Source organism: Ochrobactrum teleogrylli (assembly GCF_006376685.1).
Taxonomy (GTDB): Bacteria; Pseudomonadota; Alphaproteobacteria; order Rhizobiales; family Rhizobiaceae; genus Brucella; species Brucella teleogrylli.
In genome coordinates this window covers 74,153-89,779 of the sequence record NZ_VEWL01000009.1, presented here as the reverse complement: position 1 = coordinate 89,779, position 15,627 = coordinate 74,153, and the positions used below count along the sequence as shown (strand labels likewise).

The window sequence follows — 15,627 nt, the reverse complement described above, 5'->3', positions numbered from 1 at the left end:
CACGGTTTCTCGTGATAAGATGTCAGAAATGACAGGGTGCGATAAGCGCGCGCCCAACACGACACATAAGGAATTTGGTCATGCCACAGCTCATTTTTCTGCTGCTGATCATCATCGCCGCCTGGTATGGCTACCGCTCGTTCAAGCGTGAAGCCACACGCGTGTCGCAGCGCGTTCGTCAGGCCGAGAAGGAAGCGCAGAACCGTGCCAACGGCACGCTGGTGCAGGACCCGAAAACCGGCGAATATTACGTCAAGAAAGACTGATCCGCTTAAACCCCGATGACCGACACCCTGTTGCGCGCCCGGCCTGCTGACAGCCGGTCTGTTACCCGTCTTGCCCCAGCGAAAATCAACCTCGCGCTGCACGTCACAGGACGGCGCGACGATGGCTATCATCTGCTCGACATGCTGGTGGTCTTTGCGCACTATGGCGATACGATAACGGTTGCCGATGCGCCGGAAGACCGGTTTACGGTCAGCGGGCCTTTCGCCTCGGCGGTTCCCCTCGATGGCGGCAATCTGGTGCTCAAGGCGCGCGATGCATTGCGCGCGCATTCCGGGCGCGATCTGCCGCCCGTTGCCATTCATCTTGAGAAAAACCTGCCCATAGCATCGGGCATTGGCGGCGGCTCCAGCGATGCGGCGGCCACATTGCTTGCCCTCAACACGCTCTGGAACCTCCAATTCGATTTCGACCGGCTCGCCGCGCTCGGTCTGGCGCTTGGCGCTGATCTGCCCATGTGCCTCCACGGTGCGGCGCATGGCACGCCACTGACGGCGCGCGGCATTGGCGAAGACCTTGCACCTGTTACGGGCCTTCCGGCCCTGCCCCTGCTGCTCGTCAATGACGGCACGGCGCTTGCCACGCCCGATGTGTTTCGCGCCCTCGACAAGCGGAACAATCCCGCCTTGCTGCCGCCCGACCAGAATGAACTCGGCGCGCTCTGCCATTACCTTGGCACGACGCGCAATGATCTCCTGTCGCCAGCCCTGGCGCTCGCTCCGCAAATCGGCGACAAGCTTGCGCTGCTACGGGCGGGCGATGCGCTTTACGCCCAGATGTCCGGTTCCGGCGCGACCTGTTTTGCAATCTTCGCCGACGAAGACGCCCTGCAAAAGACCGCAGCCCGCATGAGAGCCGAAAAGCCGGACTGGTTTGTCATCGCGACCGGCACAGCTGCATCGTAACCCTCACACAGCTGTAACCCGCCTCCTCCGATATTGATTCTGCTTGCGTTGCGCTTGCGTGCAGCCCGCAGAAATCCATTCTCCTTTGATAGTCAGTAACACCTTATTCAAAAGGCAGCTATTGTTCACTCTTATTGGACAATAAACACGGACAGTCTGTTCGCGATTTATGAACAAAAAGCGTCATATAACAGTCACGTGATTGCTGGTATATCAATCAAACTGTTGATTTTACGTATATATTTTTCCTATTTTCGATTGTTTCCAAATATTAACGAGCACGAATGTGTGATTAACAAAACATTTTCGTGACTGGAACTTTTGCCCATTGTCACCCATTTCAGTTGCATCGGAACGACGAAAAGAAACGCCGCTCCAGTTTCCAAGGAGATAGGAAATGAAAAAGATTGTTCTTGCTGCTGCTGCCCTCGCCCTGAGCGCCGGCGCTGCCTTCGCTGAAAACCCATATGTTGGCGAACCTGCAGACCTCTATGCAAATGACCGCACCCCGGTTGTTTCGCAGACCGTTGACCACACCGCAACCGCGACCATCCAGTCTGGTTCGGCCTATCAGGACGGCTCTGCTCATCGCTTTGGCGATGCTTCGCCGTCGAGCTACCAGAACTAATCAGGCCACGCCTGACTGCATAACGGGCGTCGCGTTGAAAACGCCGCTGACGCCCGCCCTGCCGGAATCCTCCCAAGCAATCCCGGCGATTGATTTCCCCTCCCTGATGGATGGCATTTCGGCCACCCGGGACGCCCCGGACAGAACCCAGTAATTGGGTGTCGTCCGCGCGGCTAATGAAAAGGAATATGAAGATGAAAAAGTTTGCTCTTGCTGCTGCCGCCCTTGCCCTTAGCGCCGGTGCTGCCTTCGCAGAAAACCCGCATGTTGGCGAACCTGCAGACCTTTATGCAAACGACCGCACCCCGGTTGCTTCGCAGACCGTTGACCACACGGCAACTGCCACGATCCGGTCGGGTTCGACCTATCAGGACGGTTCTGCACATCGTTTTGGCGACGCTTCGCCTTCGAGCTACCAGAACTAATCAGGCCAAAGCCTGCTGCATAACGGGCGTCGCGTTCGAACGCTGACGCCCAAGGCCGGGCCTCAAACGATCCGGCTTCAACAGTTATCTCCCCGAAGGATGGTGCCTGAGCCACCCGGGTGCCCTTACTTGCTTCCCGATTGGTTCGGGTGCCATCCGAAGGGCGATCTTCAAAGGAATATGAAAATGAAAAAGCTTGCTCTTGCTGCCGTTGCCGTTGCCCTTAGCGCCGGTGCTGCTTTCGCAGAAAACCCGCATGTCGGCGAACCGGCCGACCTCTATGCAAATGACCGTACCCCGGTTGCTTCGCAGACCGTTGACCACACCGCAACCGCGACGATCCAGTCGGGTTCGACCTATCAGGACGGTTCTGCACATCGTTTTGGCGACGCTTCGCCTTCGAGCTACCAGAACTAAACAAGATAGAAGCGAAAGCTGCTATCTTACAAAAAGGCGAAGCACGTGCTTCGCCTTTTGCTGTTTAGAGCCTGAATCAAAAAGCGGCATGTGTGTGCGAAAATGGTGATTTTCGAGTACCGGAGCGGAGCGTACTCAAAGTACGTGAGCACCGGAACGCAGAAAATTGCCATTTGCAGCCACACAGGACGACTTTTGGAACAGGCTCTTAGGGACCGCTTCAATCCTGCGTGGGCGGATGAATGCCATGCTTGAGCCGCACCGGCTTCAGCTGACGCGGAAGCCCAGCAAAAGCCATCCCGTCCAAAATCAGAGGCTTGATCATATCCAGCCGAACCAGAAGCCCGGCATCGAGCGTCGGCCCCTTGCCGAACACTGCCGCCTTCAACCCGCCAAGCCCGCGCTCCCCGGCCAGCGTGAACCGCGCCGGATCACTTGTGCCGTCCATATGGCGACGCGCAACTTCTTCCCATCCATCCTGCGGAATAGCGCCCGGCGCGAGAACCAGAACCCAGGGCGTGCGGATCTCGCTTAACGCCGCCGCCTTATCCGCGCCATCGCTGAACGAACATCCGGCGCCAATCGCCACCAGTGCGGTTTCATCCGACGAGCCTTTGTCGATCACCAGAACGCGCCGAACAAGCCCCTCCACCACCGCTGGCACAAGCGCCGACAATGTGTGAGCCAGAGGCTTTTCGGAATTCTGCGTTTCAATAATCACGGACAGCATGCGCGCTTCTTATATCAACAGAGCGCGAACGGAAAGCGGAACGCACTATGTTCTTGATTTGTTCTTACTCTTCGGATAGGAATAGATTCATCAGACAGAGTCGGACAATTACCAGAAGCGTTGCCGCATGCAAGCCGTCAGAGGCTTTGCCGGACATGCTTTGAAGCTCCGCAGGGAGATGAAGATGGCAGCTATCCAGCACGCAGATATCATCAAGCAGGCAGACATGGCCGCATTCGGCACGGGCCGTGCGGAGCATGCCAATGCGCTTGTCGGCGAAGCGGGGCTGCGGATCGATCACAGCCGTCGGCGCGGACGCGGTGCGGGCATTAATCCGACGGGACGCTTTGAGCCGACCACGCGCGAGGATTTCGACGACGGCTGGACCACGCTGGAAGAGCTGCCCGCTTTTAACACCGATGTGCAGGTGGAAAAGCCGCGCACGATCATCACCCGCAACGATTCTCCCGACATCAGCTTCGACCGTTCGATCAATCCTTATCGCGGTTGCGAGCATGGCTGCATCTATTGTTTCGCCCGCCCGAGCCATAGTTATATGGGGCTGTCGGCTGGTCTCGATTTCGAATCCCGCCTGTTCGCCAAGCCGGATGCGCCGCGCCTTCTGGAACGCGAACTGGCGAAGGCTGGCTATCAGCCCAAGACGATTGCCATCGGCACCAATACCGATCCATACCAGCCGATCGAGAAGAAATGGCGCATCATGCGCGAAATTCTCGAAGTGCTGGAGGCAGCCAACCACCCGGTCGGCATCGTAACGAAATCGGCGCTTGTGGTGCGCGATATCGACATTTTGAGCCGCATGGCTGAAAAGGGTCTCGCCAAGGTCGCGCTATCGGTGACGACGCTGGACGCGCATCTGGCCTGCACGATGGAGCCGCGCGCTTCGACGCCGAGCCTGCGCCTTCAGGCAATCCGCAAGCTGACCGATGCAGGTATTCCGGCTTCGGTCATGATGGGACCTGTCATTCCAGGTATCAACGATCACGAGATCGAGCGCATTCTCGACGCGGCTTATGCGCAAGGAGCGCGCGAGGCTGGCTATGTGCTGCTGCGCCTGCCGCTGGAAGTAGCGCCCTTGTTCAAGGATTGGCTGCTGCGCAATTATCCCGACCGCTACCGGCATGTGATGTCGCTGGTGCGCTCGATGCGCGACGGCAAGGACTACGATGCCGAATGGGGCAAGCGAATGCGCGGCACCGGCCCTTATGCCTGGCAGATCGGCCGCAGATTCGAAATCGCCGCCCGCAAGCTCGGCTTTAACACCCAGCGCAAACACCTGCGCACCGATCTGTTCGAACCCGTCCAGAAAGGCGGCAAGCAGTTATCCCTGTTTTGATGGCTGCCTAACGGCTACACCAGAAGTACTTTTATAAGGCAGAACGAAATTAATAGCCCGTGTCTGGTTGTGCCTTGACTATGAAGGGGCCTGTGTTCAGGTGCCTTCCCGATTTACAGTAGCGAATTGTTGAAGTCTGTTGCTGGGTCCGCCCTATGGGATATCCATATAGTCCCAGGCTTCCCGTAGAGAGAATCTGGGCCCCCGTCACAGTGACTTCAACACCCAAGCTACACCATCGTTTCGGTGCACTATCCAAACCGATAACAGTAGCCCGCGGCCACACAATTGCTGGGTCGGAATTTTTGGAAACGGCTTCAGATGTCGTTGGAAGGCCTTGGGCATCAAATTCATACTGCCAATATACTGAATCTCCACTTCCCAGTTCCACACCTTCGTCATAATCGAGAATCTTTACAGAGTAAAAATCAGCATCCTTCGCAAGCCTATAAGAACTACAAGGCACACTATTACGAGAAAATTTTATACCTATCTCAAACTTCGCATTATAACTTGGCTCAGGCTCAGGCTTTACATGGCTAATGGGAACATAAGCAAGGGTTGGCGACACTTCGCTCACGTCCATCCAAGTATCAATAAAGTCATAAGACAGCGAAGACACCGACGGATCATCATCATCCGGCATACTTCCCGACACCATTCTAGCGAGAATTCTATTACTTTCCAAAGTAAGACAGAATACCGGCAGCTGTTGAGTCTGGCCGGTATCCTTGTCCAACTCCAGAAAAATCTCTTGATCAGAATTCTCGAAATGAGCATGGGGTCCGCATATCTTGAAGCTAACATTTCCGCGCGTCCAAGGTTTGCCGTCTGCAGTCCTTACGAAAGCAAATACGTACATAGGAGAAAGTCCATCATTCGGTGCAAGAACGCTTTCCCCATCCCATTCGACCAGCGTTCCCTTCGGGACACTATCCGACTCGACAGTTGTTTCAGATAAACCAACAACCGTGACTTGCAGCCCGTCAGGCCAACTAAACTCGAACGGCTTATCATCTTCTGGTTGGTCTTCGATATCTTCAGTTCTATAATAAGCAAGTATAAAAGCTTTTTCGGACATTTCATCCGTAAATGAAACACTAGCCTGTCCATTCTTGTCTGTTACAGCTGAAGCGAGTTTTCCTTTGCCCGTATCAGGAATTGTTACCCCATCGGTTTTTTGGAAAACTGCGTAGCAATCATTGTCATGAAGCTCAAAATCGATGACGACATCCCTGACTGGGGTCTTATTTTTCCAAGCAGTAGCCGTGGCAATTATGGGGGTTGCTCCGTCGGCCACTGCGGTAGTGCGACTTAACTCGATAGTAACCTTATCGGGGAACCGCTCTTCAAAATGTACCGGCGCTGGAGTTTTGTTTCGAAAGACAGTACCGTCGGGTTCAAGCGTCACACGCACTCCAACAAGTATATCGGTAGCGGTGCTATTGGCAACAGAAAAACTCCGCTTTTGATTACCGACCAAATCAAAACTTATATCTTTCTTTGACCGCAACCCTGGGCTATCAGCATCTACAATCCAAGCTGTTTCAGCACGCAGTAAATCAGCATATAACTGGTACTTCTGCTTCTCAGGCAAATTACTTACTTGTATGGTAACAATTACCTCCTCGCCTTCGCCAGGAAGGTCATTCCCTTCATAAGGAGCCGCATAATCACCTTCAGTAAAAATGTCGATACCAACATTATCAATTATTTTCGTATTTCCCATCACAATCACCATATATCTATTATCACTTCATGTAATTTATACATCCTTTATTTTTACATTAAAAAATATAGGAATATATACTAGAAACTCAAATCATTCGCATATAAGCTTAAATCTATATCTATTGTCTTTATCGTTCAACTTATGAAGTGGCATATACGCATCATATTGCTCAACCAACGTATCGCTGCTGTAGGCGAAATAGTGAAGCTTCCTTGCAATACAATATAATAGAACTTCACCAGTCTCCCAAACGGGGGTTATTTTACATCTAAAAGCATCGGATTGCGAATCATCGCCTGACGTCGAAAAAATACCGACATAACCACTCGTATAGTATCCATTTATGCCATTTTGCTCATCCCAGAGACGGTATTGCCCGGAAAGTCTCCATCCAACAGAGTGTTGAGCTTCTAACGTACATTGGTAGGAGCTTATATCTGCATATTCACACTCAGCAACTTTGATAGCTATATTCGAATTACTTCCGGACCATGATTGAAGCTTAGCATTCCTGGCTTTTGGTTCGTCTGGTAGATTATTCGCAATAGAAAGGTAATAATCGCCCGACTTTGCCGCATATTCACTCTTAAGATATACCGTTTTTGGCGGTATAAAATCATTCTGCTTCCGCATATCTGGCTTAAATCTACGCGGTGCTTCAATATGGGATTTATCTACGCTATCTTCGGCAATCATATTAGCTCCTGGAAGAAGTATCTCCCATTTCTTTAATTCATCCCGGTTGTAAACCGGAATATCAGAAGGGTCTATTGTAAAATCGCCATGATTGCCATATTGATCGTAAATCCTTATAGGTATTTTTTTAGAATAGGATTTATCACTGCTTGGATTCCAGATGAAGAATGTGGCATACCAATCTATATATAGTGATCGTCCGTCATCATTTAATTTAACCGGAGTTTCCCCCCAATCGGATCTAAGACGAAAAGAACCCGAAAAATCGATCGGTTTACCCCCATCGTCTTTTATCTGCTCCCCATAACTGTTATATATATTTGTTGGCCATAGATATACTTGGTATGTATATCCGTCCTGATACTTCTCAGCTATCACGCTGTCCGTTGTTATGAGCTTCTCATCGAGGATTCTGTTTTGGAAAATATAACTATTATCACGACCGTTCTTAAGTGAAATCTTAAAACTCCAGCGACGCCAATAATTGTCAGAATCATCAGTCCCATCGCTATAGTACGGGCCTTTATCATATTGATTTCCAGCGCCGAAAGGACAGCGAATGATATCCAAATGTTGGGTGGAATATCCAGATTCAGGACGGCTCGTTATCGTTCTTTGATACCCAGAGGATATCTCAACTCCATTGACCCAAAATTTCAGAGCTCCGTTCTCTTCCTCTTCTGCTACCGGAAGTCCGCTGCTTCCCTTTCCATCTCCAGCCACTATCTGCGGCCCGCTTGGAGCAATACTTAACCCAAAAGCATAATACCCGCCGATTTTGGCATTGTCGGAACAAGTTATATAGTAAGTTTTACTGACCCAACCGCCGGTTCGTTCCTCGTCTGTTAAAACAACGGCGGGATCGCCGATTTCATTCGTCGGCGTAGACGTTACATGCGATAGGGGCGCGACGAAAGCGGTTGGAATATTCAGTTGTGACCAAGCCGCCATATCCTTTTCGCCCGGCTTCCCGTTCTGACCAAGCTCAGATCCAGTATCGTAGTGGATTAATTTTGCAGTCTCGAAAGGATTTTCAGGTATGTACTTCTCACCGAGTGCAGTATTATCAGGCCCTGCTAGCCGCATACTCACGTGTAGATCTGTGCAGTGAAGTCCATTCGCATAGATAAATCTCTGCTTATCTGTACTACCGAGAAACCGTGCTTCCACCTGAGAGACACTTATCCAAGGATCAGCAAACTTATACGGGATTGCAGATGCTGGTGGAAAAACTCCTCCAGGTACATTTTCAGCCACCAGCTCAGCAATAACCAGGCCGTCTCCGACTTTCGAACACGTCATGAGTAATGGTTTTGTGGTGCCGTCGGCCCCCAAGGGAACAGTTACGACTCGATGATCTGCCGAGTAATTATCGCCGTCACCACTAAAAGTAGCCTCACCTTCTGCTATACTGAAAATTACCTTTCCATGGGTCCAAGCAGTATCTCCCGATTTCACAATAGCGTAAACTTGGATCTGAGCCTTACCGTCGCCCGCCGCAACTGCAGGGCGCCCGTTCCAATCGACGAGCTCCTTACGGCCTTTAGTCGTAAATGACAGCGCGATAGGCGTAAAAGAAATCGCATCAGAAGAGCTTCTTGATATCCCTCCCTCAGATATAGATGACTTACAAAAAAACGCTTTTGCTTTGGATATAGGACTTTTAACACCCGAACTATACAGAATATGCGCCCTAATGCGGACTATACCGGCTTGCGCGGCTGCGAGTACGAATGCAACTTTACCGGGCCCTTCCATCGAAAAAGAAATACTTCTCTTTGTTTTTTGTTCAATACAATCCTCAGTAAAAATCCAGGCCGCATCTGCGCCCTCAAGCTCCGCATTAATTATATATTTCTCTCCTTCCTCTACCCAATTTACTTCCAAATAAACTATAATCTTTTCATTATCGTCGAGGGAAGATTTGCCGCGACTCGTATGCGCTCCATTATTTTCTAAAAAAATTAATAAATCCTCGTCTTTCCTCAATTTGCTTATATTCATTATTTAACACCTTCGTGACAAATATTTTAGATAAAATTACATACTGATATAAATTTCATAAGACATCCGTATCCGTTATAGGCGTCTGTCTCTCCACGCTAAACCAAAATTTTTTTCGTGAATTATCATTTCCCTCATCGTAAACACCCATTCTGAGACTATCAGTCTCACCATTACAATAACAATACTGTTTCGCGTACTCGCTATATAACATAATCTCGCCTGTTTCCCACACTGGAGAAAGTACATACTTGCACCTTTCAGGTATCATCAAAGAATCTGATTGAAGGGCGGTCAATAAGCCATTAAAATTGTCTTTACCACTGCCTTGATCTACAATATCTGCTTCCAGCACAGAAAACCATAGTATATCAAACAAATGTTTCACGTGCATATAATTGCATTCGGCGGGGTAAGCGCCATTGGAAGTCACGATATTGCATTTCAGAGCACCGTTTATACCAGGCCAGTTATACTTATCACGTACATGAAGCGAGAGATCGGATTTTGGCGCAGTATTGTTTTTTTTGCCAACCGTGAGATAATAATACGAGTCATCATTTCCGAAGTTCTTCGTATAAAAACAAACATTCCCTAGATCTACCTGATTCCCTACTGTGCTGCTCGTATTGTCCTTGAGAAAAATATCGTTAGGTACACGCTGTAGCGAAGATAAGGCCCGGCCTGCTGCTCTATTTGTGGTGCCCTCTTGCAATATTTTCCATTGATCAAAATCGTCCTGCGTGTTTGAAGTAGGCATGCTCGCGCCAGTAATAGTGAAGCTACCGAAGTTTCCATACTGATCATATATATCCACTTTTACTTCAGTACTAACCTGATGCGTCTCTTCTGGGAAGCAACCAGAAAAATTCGCGTACCATTCGAAGTGTAACTCGCCGGGCCGCGCGTTTAACTCAAATCTACGAGGGACATCGTTATAACCACAAACGATACGCTCACCTGGAACACTTATATTATTCCCCGAATTGTCATATACATTTATTGGCCAAAAATACATTTTATAATAGAAAAGATTTTTTGCGATTGATTTTATAGAGTAATCTTTGGGTATATCGCTTATGTTTGAAACTCTGCACTGAGATAGAAAATTTTCGTTGTCTCCCTTTTTCAGGGTTACCGTACAAGACCGCTGCCTCCAATAGTTTTCAGGATTATCTCGCCCTGATGGATTCGATGTACCTTTATCGTTTTGCTTCTTATCGGGATAGACAGAAATATTCGTATCAAAATCATCAACGCAATACTGTATCTTTGGCATGGTGGTAATGGTCTTCATCTGATCTTCGTTCAAAGGAATGCCAAATGCCCAGAACCGGATAGATTTAGAGGCGATATCCTCAGCCATCCGATATGTATAATTTCCATAGTCCGACTTGGCGACAACCTGCCGAGCTGTAGGAGTAATCTCGAACCCAAACTGATAGCTAGACGTTTTCGCCGTTGGAGCGCATCTAATCGAATACGTCTTATTTGCATCAAAAGCCCTGACCGGCGTGATCGCATCGAGCTCACCCCAGTACCCCGGCAAACCCTCGCGATTGTTAGGCGGAATCGGAGTTGTGAAAGGATTTTCGGCAAGGGGCTCGCAAGTCCACCCCTCTGATACACCAGTGCCCAGTACATCGGCCTGCTCGAAAGAAATCAAATTAGCATCTTTGAATGGATCTTTGGGTTTCAAATGGTCCTGAATTGGATTACCATAGAAGTCGGCAAACTCGACCGATACACGCAGGTCTACCGAATGCAGATCGTTTGCGTAAATATATCTTCTATCAACGTTGCTACCTGGAAATTCAACACGGATGGTGGGAACATGGAACCAAGTTTCGCCAAAACTATAGTTTAATTCGGAAGCCTCGGGGGAGTCATTTTCCGTCGAATCTGCTCCTAATAGTTCTACTATAATTTTACTTTCTTCCATTTCGGCGGAGGTTATAGCCAATTTGGCTGTATAACCGGTGTCTTTAGCGAGATCGAGGATAGCCTGCGTTTTACTATTAGAAAGGTAATCTTCATTGCCGCTAAATTTGGCGTGCGTTCCCTTTATCCTAAATCGTACTTTTCCGCGCTGTAATAACTGATTATTCTCACCCCTGACCGCAGCAAACAAAGTTATTTCCGTCTGACCATCCGCAAATGCTCTTGCCGTAGAATCTCCCCAGTCAACCAATTGTCTTTCCGAATCATCGGTGCTGTTCGTAGTCAACGATAAGCCAACAGGGTTGACTTTTACTCCATCGGGCCACCTGAACTTAAACGGTCTTTCCTTTGTTGGCGTATTGTGCTCCGTATCCGTCTTGTAGTAGCCAACCAGCGCACCGGTTTCTGAGATCGTGTCTGTAAAAGATATCTGAACCTGCCCGTTTTCATTGGTTTGGCCTGACGCTATTTTGTCGTCGGAATCGGGCTGTATATCTATCCCTGCTTCAACCAAGAACCGTGCAGCACTATCGAGTTGGTGCAGTTCAAACTTGACGGTCACTCCTTCAACTGGGGTTCCGTCTTTTTTAGCCGTAGCGATTGCCACAATTGTGGCGCGTCCATCCGCCTGTGCGTCATCGTTGCTTAAGTCCAGCTCGATGGTGTCAGGAAATGTCTCGCTAAAATGCACTTTTTGCTCAAATTCTTTACTTTTACTTCCATCCTCGTAATCAATATGAACCGCAACGGTAACAGGTCCTGGCTTGCTGCTGGCCATGGAGAAAGACGCCTCTCCTGCGCCGTGCATAGGAAAAGTTATGTTTGTTTTAGTCCGCGCGTTCGGATTGCTGTCATCGATTATCCACGCCGGAATCTCTTCCAGAAGCTCAACGAACAATGTAAAATCATCATCGCAACCCGGGTTTTCAACGTTGATTAGTACGGTAACTATTTCGTCGGGCGTAGGTTGACCAGAATCTGTGCATGGCTGTGCACCACTATTGTGCAAAAGAATGGATACTTTTGCTTCTTCTAATAATTGTTTTTTTTTCATTTTTTTCCGTTATGACTGGGCTTCATATACTTATTTACCGCTGCCAGTGACCAGCGATATACATTTAAAACATTGGGCTTGAGACACATATGCGGCGCCGAAGGCCGGAAAATAATCCGCCCGCACATACCGGCGAACGAAAAGTATCGGTCAACGACAAAAGGCGATTGATTTGCCACAACGCTTAATCGCGTTGAAAAAACAGAAACGATCTGTATATCAATTTTAGCCCGAATGCACTAACGGGTATTTTCGGGACAAATTTGCGACTTATGTATAATGTATATTAATTAATCCAGATTCGGGTCAATATATATTTTTATCTTCCGTCATCTAAAATCCATAATATTTCTTGGTTGTTTGCAGAATAAGTTGTCGTTGTCGGAACCCAGTATACTGAACCCTGAGTTGCAGAACTAATTTTCCAGAATGAATCGGTGTCATTACCAAACTCAGATATGAGCACTGTATTGTCGGTCCACATAGGTGTGATCCTCCAATACTTTCCGTTAGATACATAGAATACTTCTCTGTTATCACTAGTTACGGAGTAGAAATCACCAAGATTAATTTTATATCCGGGAGGTATATTGGCAATTGAAACTGGATCTGTTCTGGGCTTCGCCAGAAATTTCAACTTATTGCCCGCGTTAAACACCACCCAAGCTCGGTTAGCTAGCGTAAGGCTGGCATCATAGCCAGCACGAAGGCCCGGGCGATTCCTCGAATTGATAAATCCCGTACTAACGCCAGCCGTGGACGGATTAGCGAAAAAATCTCCCGAAAGGAGGAACTTCTGCGCTTTAAGCAAACCTGTGTTGTAAGTAATCGGAGGCGCGGGATTGAGATAGAATGCCCCCGTGTTTCCATACTGATCATATATATCTATGCTTACATTTAGCGATTTATACGAACCATTTGATATGTTACCGAAGGCTACAAAAAGGGTTAGCCGAATTGCATCACTTATGGTTACAATATTTGTTTTTTTTACATCTGGAATCCCTTCGCTGCTTAACGTATAAGATTCTTTTGTTTGCAATAAGTTTCCATCGGAATCATAAATATTATTTGGCCATATATACGTTTTAAAATTATAAATAACATTCGACTCTTCCGCGAAGCAGTAATCTTCTGGAATTTTACTACCTTGTCTTAATATAACTCTTTTTATTCTGTTACTATTTTCTACCTCTAATAACCTTATTATGTAGTCCCACTGCCTGGAGTAATTTTGTGGGTATTGTAGTATCGCATCAATATCCGTTAACTCGGTGCTTGTGGTGACACCATTCGTGTCTATGTGGGACATATTATAGGAAAGCTGCGGTATTGATTTGATGATTTTCTGGGAATTTAGATCCAGGAAACGTCCGGTTTTAAAAAACCGTATTGGTTCTATTGCCAGAGCTATGGCATACGGAATCTCAACGCCTCCTTCGGAAACATGCTCATTCGACGCGATGATCCTTGTTCCGCTTGGTGTTACCTGGAATCCGAATTGATATTGCTGCCCCGATACCGATTCACCACACTTAATACTGTAAGCCGCTGTCCTCGTTGTGGCATATGCCAGGCCTCCAATACGGGGTTGAAGGGCCTCAGTTATCGCATCCTCACCTGCCGCCGACTTTATGGCGTCGGAAATAGGTGTTGCATAAGGATAATCCGGCGTCGTTCCCTCTACGATGGTCCACCCCGAGGCATCGGAACGTTCCTCAACGCCGGCCGATCCAACGGGCGGAAACGGCGTGCCGTCATTAAAGTTTAAAAATTGGACGTTTTTGAATGGTTTCTCCGGGACGGCAGTTTGAGGCAAAGCATCGTGGTTGTTTGTCGTCATATCCATGGATACTTGCATTTCGACGACATGCCGCCCGTTCGCATATATTTTTCTTTGCGTTACATCCTGAACGGGAAATCTTGCTATCACATTCGTCACATCCATCCATGGTTCCGTGAACGACAGCGTATTCGTTTGTGTATTGCGATCTTCTAAGGACGGCACCTTTATCGTCACCATCACCGTTTCTGCGACCGTATTAATTACACCGAGGACAAACGGCTTGCCCGTGCTTTTATCAATAATGTCGACGATTGCGGTGCGGTTGGAATTGGTCAACTTGATACCCGGGCCCGGGACAAACTGGGCGGATGTGCCACTGAGTTCATAGGACATATCCCCGCCCTTCCACTGCACTCCATGGGAGTCTGTGAGCTTCGTGAAGATAGAGATTGATGACACCCCGTCAGCAGCAGCGATAGGTGTATCGCCCGGCCTCCATCTGACAGGCACCGATGGGCTGTCCGTCGTCATCGACTGGGCGGTCATGATGATTGTAAGACCAGCCGGGACTTCAAATTCGTAGTCAGCCTCTCGTTGCACGCTGTTCTTGTCATAGTAAGCGTAAGCCAATACTTTACCTTTTTCTGGCTCTCTGCTTCTAAACTGTGCCGTAATTATTCCATTAGGCCCGGTAGTGCCCCATACAGTTTTCCCCCCATAGCTGGGGCGGTGGGTGTCGTCACAGTCATGTATTAGACCGCCGGTTTCAAATTCTGCGTTCGAATCGTCTGGCAAAGAGAAATATACATCGACACCGGGGAGCGGCTTAGTTGATCCGGTCTGGCCATTGATTAATGCTGTTGCTTCCGCAGATATTAACTGTATACCGTCAGCATTAACTACGGGTGGATATGCGCGAAGATTTAAAGTATCAGGCAACCTAGGCACAAATTTCACATATATACTTCGTTCCTCGTGATCTGATTGACCGTCAAATCTAGCAAGAAAAGCCATATCTACAACAGTTTTACTTGCTAAATTTACTATCGATTTCGGATAGGATTTCGATATGTATGCTACACCGCGCGTGTTCTTATAATTATCAGGGTCCTTTTCATCAATAATCCACTGATCCGGACCTTCCGACGTGCTGCGCGGAATTATTCTAAAAGGAACTGCATATGTTTCATCGGCTTCTGCTCCATCTACAGTTATCTCGATAGATGCCTGGCTATCTTCGCTTGGCAAACCTTTGGGCTGCGTCCAGACAAACGCCTCGCCCTTCAAAGACTTCAGAATGACGCAGGGAGCCAAGGTGAAGGTAAAAGTGCGAGATGCGGTTGATCCTTCGGTCTTAGCCGTGAGAGTGACCTTCCCGGCAGTCGTATCAAAAATCTTAACCCAAGCATAACCGGAGTTATCGGTCTTCTGCGATGTAATCTGGGTTCGGTTTTCAAACTTGGCGGTCGACGATCCCGATAATGTAAAAGTGACTGTTACGCTTGGATATGTCCCATCGACACGATAAAATGCTTTTGCATCAATAAAATCTATACCATCTGCATAAGCCGTATCGCCGTTTTCTGTTTCAATATCAAATTCTGTAGCCATACAATATTCCTTTAAATATACTTATTTAATAATACTTATATTATTTATTAAAGATC

General features: G+C 48.3%; 11 protein-coding genes and 1 pseudogene. 6 read left to right on the top strand and 6 right to left on the bottom strand.

All coding sequences use genetic code 11. The annotated features are described in order from the left end of the window. Positions 1-80: 80 nt before the first annotated feature. The 5 genes from FIC94_RS14830 (at position 81) to FIC94_RS14810 (ending at position 2,660) form a co-directional block, all read left to right on the top strand. Positions 81-266: a hypothetical protein gene (locus FIC94_RS14830; protein ID WP_109368432.1), complete on the top strand. Its 186-nt coding sequence runs from the start codon at positions 81-83 to the stop codon at positions 264-266. A 15-nt stretch (positions 267-281) separates the two neighbouring features. Beyond that, positions 282-1,190, top strand: a complete 909-nt coding sequence (locus FIC94_RS14825; RefSeq protein ID WP_140025419.1) for a 4-(cytidine 5'-diphospho)-2-C-methyl-D-erythritol kinase — start codon at positions 282-284, stop codon at positions 1,188-1,190. Positions 1,191-1,587: 397 nt separating this feature from the next. Then, positions 1,588-1,818, top strand: a complete 231-nt coding sequence (locus FIC94_RS14820) for a hypothetical protein (protein ID WP_109368430.1) — start codon at positions 1,588-1,590, stop codon at positions 1,816-1,818. Between the two features lie 194 nt (positions 1,819-2,012). Continuing rightward, positions 2,013-2,243 (top strand): hypothetical protein, encoded by a 231-nt coding sequence (locus tag FIC94_RS14815; protein WP_140025418.1) that lies wholly within the window; start codon positions 2,013-2,015, stop codon positions 2,241-2,243. A 186-nt stretch (positions 2,244-2,429) separates the two neighbouring features. Next, positions 2,430-2,660 (top strand): hypothetical protein, encoded by a 231-nt coding sequence (locus tag FIC94_RS14810; RefSeq protein WP_109368428.1) that lies wholly within the window; start codon positions 2,430-2,432, stop codon positions 2,658-2,660. Between the two features lie 41 nt (positions 2,661-2,701). On the opposite strand, the pseudogene FIC94_RS22885 reads toward FIC94_RS14810, so the two are convergent. Further along, a pseudogene (locus tag FIC94_RS22885) lies at positions 2,702-2,833 on the bottom strand (flagellar basal body P-ring protein FlgI); the annotation flags it as partial. 47 nt (positions 2,834-2,880) lie between these two features. Then, positions 2,881-3,390, bottom strand: coding sequence for a glycosyl transferase (locus FIC94_RS14805; RefSeq protein WP_140025417.1), 510 nt, complete (start codon positions 3,388-3,390; stop codon positions 2,881-2,883). A 184-nt stretch (positions 3,391-3,574) separates the two neighbouring features. On the opposite strand from FIC94_RS14805, the gene FIC94_RS14800 reads away from it, so the two are divergent. Then, the gene (locus tag FIC94_RS14800) at positions 3,575-4,747 is read left to right on the top strand and encodes a PA0069 family radical SAM protein (protein ID WP_140025416.1); all 1,173 of its coding nucleotides are present in this window, start codon (positions 3,575-3,577) and stop codon (positions 4,745-4,747) included. A gap of 49 nt (positions 4,748-4,796) precedes the next feature. On the opposite strand, the gene FIC94_RS14795 is transcribed toward FIC94_RS14800, so the two are convergent. The 4 genes from FIC94_RS14795 to FIC94_RS14780 all read right to left on the bottom strand — a co-directional run bounded on the left by FIC94_RS14795 (position 4,797) and on the right by FIC94_RS14780 (position 15,571). After that, positions 4,797-6,476: an Ig-like domain-containing protein gene (locus FIC94_RS14795; RefSeq protein ID WP_140025415.1), complete on the bottom strand. Its 1,680-nt coding sequence runs from the start codon at positions 6,474-6,476 to the stop codon at positions 4,797-4,799. Between the two features lie 93 nt (positions 6,477-6,569). Beyond that, entirely contained in the window at positions 6,570-9,179 is a 2,610-nt protein-coding gene (locus tag FIC94_RS14790) for a hypothetical protein (protein ID WP_140025414.1), read from the bottom strand. A gap of 55 nt (positions 9,180-9,234) precedes the next feature. After that, the gene (locus FIC94_RS14785) at positions 9,235-12,174 is read right to left on the bottom strand and encodes an Ig-like domain-containing protein (protein ID WP_140025413.1); all 2,940 of its coding nucleotides are present in this window, start codon (positions 12,172-12,174) and stop codon (positions 9,235-9,237) included. A 319-nt stretch (positions 12,175-12,493) separates the two neighbouring features. Next, entirely contained in the window at positions 12,494-15,571 is a 3,078-nt protein-coding gene (locus FIC94_RS14780; RefSeq protein WP_140025412.1) for an Ig-like domain-containing protein, read from the bottom strand. Between the last annotated feature and the right edge of the window lie 56 nt (positions 15,572-15,627).

Excerpts from the sequence above, each read along its gene's own strand:
- FIC94_RS14830 (WP_109368432.1), top strand. The coding sequence starts at position 81 with ATGCCACAGCTCATTTTTCTGCTGCTGATCATCATCGCCGCCTGGTAT.
- FIC94_RS14825 (WP_140025419.1), top strand. The coding sequence starts at position 282 with ATGACCGACACCCTGTTGCGCGCCCGGCCTGCTGACAGCCGGTCTGTT.
- FIC94_RS14820 (WP_109368430.1), top strand. The coding sequence starts at position 1,588 with ATGAAAAAGATTGTTCTTGCTGCTGCTGCCCTCGCCCTGAGCGCCGGC.
- FIC94_RS14815 (WP_140025418.1), top strand. The coding sequence starts at position 2,013 with ATGAAAAAGTTTGCTCTTGCTGCTGCCGCCCTTGCCCTTAGCGCCGGT.
- FIC94_RS14810 (WP_109368428.1), top strand. The coding sequence starts at position 2,430 with ATGAAAAAGCTTGCTCTTGCTGCCGTTGCCGTTGCCCTTAGCGCCGGT.
- FIC94_RS14805 (WP_140025417.1), bottom strand. The coding sequence starts at position 3,390 with ATGCTGTCCGTGATTATTGAAACGCAGAATTCCGAAAAGCCTCTGGCT.
- FIC94_RS14800 (WP_140025416.1), top strand. The coding sequence starts at position 3,575 with ATGGCAGCTATCCAGCACGCAGATATCATCAAGCAGGCAGACATGGCC.
- FIC94_RS14795 (WP_140025415.1), bottom strand. The coding sequence starts at position 6,476 with ATGGGAAATACGAAAATAATTGATAATGTTGGTATCGACATTTTTACT.
- FIC94_RS14790 (WP_140025414.1), bottom strand. The coding sequence starts at position 9,179 with ATGAATATAAGCAAATTGAGGAAAGACGAGGATTTATTAATTTTTTTA.
- FIC94_RS14785 (WP_140025413.1), bottom strand. The coding sequence starts at position 12,174 with ATGAAAAAAAAACAATTATTAGAAGAAGCAAAAGTATCCATTCTTTTG.
- FIC94_RS14780 (WP_140025412.1), bottom strand. The coding sequence starts at position 15,571 with ATGGCTACAGAATTTGATATTGAAACAGAAAACGGCGATACGGCTTAT.